Source organism: Moraxella sp. K127 (genome assembly GCF_015223095.1).
In the GTDB taxonomy this organism is placed as follows: domain Bacteria; phylum Pseudomonadota; class Gammaproteobacteria; order Pseudomonadales; family Moraxellaceae; genus Moraxella.
This window is the reverse complement of record NZ_JADFBZ010000086.1, coordinates 1-4,633: the sequence shown is the minus strand read 5'-3', so window position 1 is coordinate 4,633 and position 4,633 is coordinate 1. Positions and strand designations below refer to the sequence as shown.

Genomic DNA, 4,633 nt, shown 5'->3' with positions numbered 1-4,633 from the left:
TATCTAATTTAAGTGACTTTAAATATTTTCAATAAAATTTTGCAATAATCTTGCCCCAACTTTACCTGATTTTTCGGGGTGAAATTGCATACCATAAAAATTATCTTTTTGTACCATCGCACTAAATGGTGTGCCATAATCACAAGTGGCAATGGTATATTCATTCACCGCCATCGCATAACTGTGAACAAAATAAACAAAATCGCCATTTTTAATACCATCAAATAAGGGGTGCGATATGTCATCAAAATAAATTTTATTCCAGCCCATGTGCGGTAAGGGCAAATTACCCACGTCTAATTTTTTGGTATGATTGGGAATAAGATTAAGAGTGCTGATATTATTGGTTTGGCTTTCGGCAGAATATTCGCCCAATAACTGCATTCCTAAGCAAATACCAAGCAGGGGTTTGTTGATTTGGCGAATGATAGGAATTAATCCTTTTTTATTCATCTCATTTATGGCAAATTCTGCCGTCCCCACACCTGGTAAGATAAGTTTATCGGCGGATAATATCTCATCGGCACTGTCCGAGATAGTAGGCGTGATACCCAGCCGTTCAATGGCGAATTTGACTGACGTTAAATTGGCACACCCTGTATCAATGATGACTAATTTCATAAAAAATCCTTATAAATTTGGTTTTAATTCAAAAAGTATGCCGTTAAGAAAACCGTTCGTGGTGAGCCTGTCGAACCATGACGGTTTTCTTTCACCCTTCGACAAGCTCAGGGCGAACGGAAAACCTAGTTCAGCATACTTTTTAAGTCAGTATTATAAACTTTATAATAAACCCTTAGAGCTTGGCAATTCATTACCTTCAATTCTAATACATTGACGCAAGGTTCTGCCAAATACTTTAAACAGACTTTCTATTTTGTGGTGGTCATTATCGCCCTTGACTTTTAAATGCAAAGTCGCCCCCATCGCCACGGCTAATGAAAAAAAGAAATGTTCGGTCAATTCGGTGCTAAAATCACCCACTTTTTCTCGTTTAAATTTGCCTTTAAATTTTAAAAAAGGTCTATTAGATAAATCCATTGTGCATTCGGCTCGGCATTCGTCCATCGGTAGCACAAAACCAAAGCGGGCAATGCCTTTTTTGTCGCCAATGGCTTGTTTTAGGGCTTGTCCTAAGGCAATGGCAACGTCTTCTACCGAGTGGTGTTCGTCTATCCACAAATCGCCTTGGCAATTTACGCTCATTTTAAATCCGCCATGCGTGGCAATTTGGTCTAGCATATGGTCAAAAAAGCCAATGCCTGTGCTAATCTCATTAACCCCTGTCTCGTCCAGACATACCTTGACGGATATATCAGTCTCTTTGGTTTTTCTTTTAATCTCGCCAATGCGTTTTTCACGCTCGCCAATATTGGTAACAGGCTCTTTTAAGAGCTTTTCGGTAATGAGTTCCCAATTTAGATTATCGGGGCTGTATTTTAATCCGACAATACCCAAATTTTTGGCAAGTTCAATGTCGGTGTCTCTGTCGCCAATGACAAAACTGTCATTTTTATCAAATAAATTGTTATTGATATATTCAGTTAAAAGTGCGGTATTGGGCTTTCGGCAATCGCAATTATCTTCTTTAAAATGCGGACAAATTAAAATATCATCAAAGATGATGCCTTGCGAATTAAAAATATCCAGCATGGCGTTATGCGGTTTGTCAAAAGTCTCTTGGGGGAAACTCTCCGTACCTAAGCCGTCTTGATTGGAAACCATGACAAGGCGGTATTTTTTTTGTAATGCCAATAGGGCAACAATTACGCCTTTTTCTAATTTTAATTTTTCTAGGCTGTCAATTTGAAAATCGGTTTTTGGTTCGTCAATGAGTGTGCCGTCTCGGTCAATAAATAATGTGGGTTTCATAAATTACCTTTTATAAAATGGGGTTAAAGTGGTATATAGCCAAAGAACCCAAAAATTTGATACCTTTTGTAAGGGCGAATTGCAATTCGCCCCTACGGATTGATGATGATTTGTTTAAAAAGTATCAATTTTGACATTCTTTAATTAAAGTGTTTTTAATGCGTCAATCACCGCTTGATTTTCGTCTTGCGTGCCGATACTGATACGAATACAATCGGCAAGATTTAAGGCGGTGGTTTGATTGCGTAGGATAATGCCCGTCTCCCAGAGCTTATCAAATACCGCTTGTCCTGATTGGATTTGATTGTCAAATTTGACCAAAATAAAATTGGCAGAGCTTGGATAAATCGCTTTGACAATCGGCAAGGATTCTAATTCACGCACAAGCCACGCTTTATTATCAAGGGTGGTTTTGACGTGTGTTTGCATTTGTCCGATACCGTCATCGCTAAGAGCAGTGGTGGCGATAAGGGCGGTGGGGGCAGGGATAGGATAGGGGGCGATGATTTTTTGCATGGCACTGATGATTTGGCTATTGGCTAGGGCAAAACCACAGCGAATCCCCGCCAGTCCAAAGGCTTTTGAGAGCGTGCGAACGATGATAAGATTGTCAAAATTATCAAGCTCACGGGCAAACGACTTATCCACACAAAAATCAATATACGCTTCGTCCAACGCCACAATCGCCCTATCTTTTGTCATGGCAAGCAGGGCAAGAATGTCATCATGGGCGAGCAGGTTGCCTGTGGGATTGTTGGGACTGCACACAAACACGACTTTTGTGCCGTCAAGGTTCGCCTGAATTTGGGGCAAATCAAGGTTAAAATCGTCCGTCAAAGGCACGGTTTTGGCACGAATGTCAAAGGCGGTGCTACTAACGGCATACATGCCATAAGTGGGCGGACAGTACAGTACAGAGTCCGTAGGCTCGCAAAAGGTGCGAATGATAAGCTCAATGGCTTCATCGCCCCCACGAGTGGCAAGCACCTGCTCAGGGCGAACCCCTGCATAACGGGCATAACGGCGGATAAGCTCGTCAGGTTGCGGCTCGGGGTAGCGGTTTAGGGTGCCAAGCCCGAGAATGTTGGGCGAGGTGGGGTATTCGTTGGCGTTTAGCCAAATGGTGCCGTTTCCGCCGATTTTGCGAGCGGACTGGTAAGGGGTTAGCTCTTGGACGGACGATTTGATTAGGTGGGTAATCATAGGGTTTCCTTGTGTGTTTTGGGTTGGGCGGACAATCGCCCTGACACTTGTTATCAATAAAAAACCTAAAATTTAAAAGGTTTTGCAAGGGCGAATTGCAATTCGCCCCTACGGATTATGGTTGGGTTGTGTGCCAATTTTACCGTTATTAAATTATCAATAAATTTTACGAATTTATCTCATCAACACGCACCGTTACCGCCAATTTATGTGCGTCCAATTGCTCGGCTTGTGCCATGGTTTCAACGGTGGGGGCAAGTGCCAAAAATCCTGATTTATCAAGCTCTTGCACCGTCATACGCTTATAAAAATCAGCAAGCCCAAGCGATGACTGCGTGCGAGCAAAGCCATAGGTTGGCAAAACATGGTTTGTGCCACTGGCATAGTCGCCCATGCTCTCAGGGCTATATGCTCCCAAAAATACCGACCCTGCGTGCGTGATGTCATCTAGCCACGCCCTAGGGTTTTGGGTGTTGATGATAAGATGTTCTGGGGCGTAAATGTTTGAAATGTCAATACATTGTGCCAAATCGTCCGCGATGATGATACGGCTTTTGGCAAGAGCAAGGCGTGCGGTGTCGGCTCGGGATAATAATGCCAATTGGCGGTCAATCTCGCCTGATACCTTATCGGCAAGGGCTTGGCTTGGCGTTACCAAAATGACTTGGCTGTCCGCTCCGTGTTCGGCTTGGGATAACAGGTCGCTTGCCACAAAGGCAGGATTGGCAAATTCATCGGCAATCACGAGTACTTCGGACGGGCCTGCTGGCATATCAATGGCAACACCGTCTGCTAATACTTGGCGTTTGGCTTCGGTAACATAGGCGTTGCCCGGCCCGAAGATTTTATCCACTTTGGTTACGCTGTCCGTGCCGTACGCCATCGCAAATACCGCCCCTGCTCCGCCAATGGCGTACACCGTATCAATGCCACACAGTTTGGCGGTGTAGAGTGTTTCGTTGCTGATTGGGGCAGGCGAGCAAAGGACGATTTGGCGACACCCTGCGATTTTGGCAGGTATGGCAAGCATCAGCACCGTTGAAAATAGTGGGGCAGTACCCCCTGGTATGTATAATCCCACGCTGTCAATGGGGCGAGTGATGACCTGACAACGCACGCCTGTCATCGTCTGGGTGTCAATGGGGGTGGGGATTTGGGCGGTGTGAAAGGCGTGAATGTTGTTATAAGCGGTCTGTATGGCAGATTTTAGGGTGTCGCTCACCTGCTCGCTTGCCTTGTCAATGTCGGCTTGGGCGACTTGTAGGGCGGTAAGCTCGGTGTTGTCAAAGCGTTTGGCAAAGTCAAATAACGCCTTATCGCCATCGGTGAGCACTGCCTTTTTAATGGCTCGTACTTGCTCGGTTAGGCTGTCTTGGACGGTTTGGGTGGGGCGAGCTAGGGCGTTTTGTTGCTCGCTTGGGTCTAGGCTGTTCCAAAGTAGGGTTTGCATGGCTTGTCTCTTTTGTTTGGGGCTGTTTGGGCGTGGGAAATACGCCTTTTTGTTAATCAATAAATGTTAAATTAAAAATCAATTTTGGTTTAAAAATATGCTATATTA

At 44.4% G+C, this 4,633-nt stretch carries 4 protein-coding genes; all 4 read right to left on the bottom strand.

Annotated elements, in window-relative coordinates; all coding sequences use genetic code 11:
* Positions 1-18: 18 nt before the first annotated feature.
* A complete protein-coding gene (gene hisH / locus IM753_RS12635; protein WP_194109431.1) occupies positions 19-621 on the bottom strand; it encodes an imidazole glycerol phosphate synthase subunit HisH in 603 nt (200 codons plus the stop codon).
* A 162-nt stretch (positions 622-783) separates the two neighbouring features.
* A complete protein-coding gene (gene hisB, locus IM753_RS12630; protein ID WP_194109430.1) occupies positions 784-1,872 on the bottom strand; it encodes a bifunctional histidinol-phosphatase/imidazoleglycerol-phosphate dehydratase HisB in 1,089 nt (362 codons plus the stop codon).
* A 144-nt stretch (positions 1,873-2,016) separates the two neighbouring features.
* Positions 2,017-3,075 (bottom strand): histidinol-phosphate transaminase, encoded by a 1,059-nt coding sequence (gene hisC / locus IM753_RS12625; RefSeq protein ID WP_115248144.1) that lies wholly within the window; start codon positions 3,073-3,075, stop codon positions 2,017-2,019.
* Between the two features lie 166 nt (positions 3,076-3,241).
* The gene (gene hisD, locus IM753_RS12620; protein WP_065256947.1) at positions 3,242-4,525 is read right to left on the bottom strand and encodes a histidinol dehydrogenase; all 1,284 of its coding nucleotides are present in this window, start codon (positions 4,523-4,525) and stop codon (positions 3,242-3,244) included.
* Between the last annotated feature and the right edge of the window lie 108 nt (positions 4,526-4,633).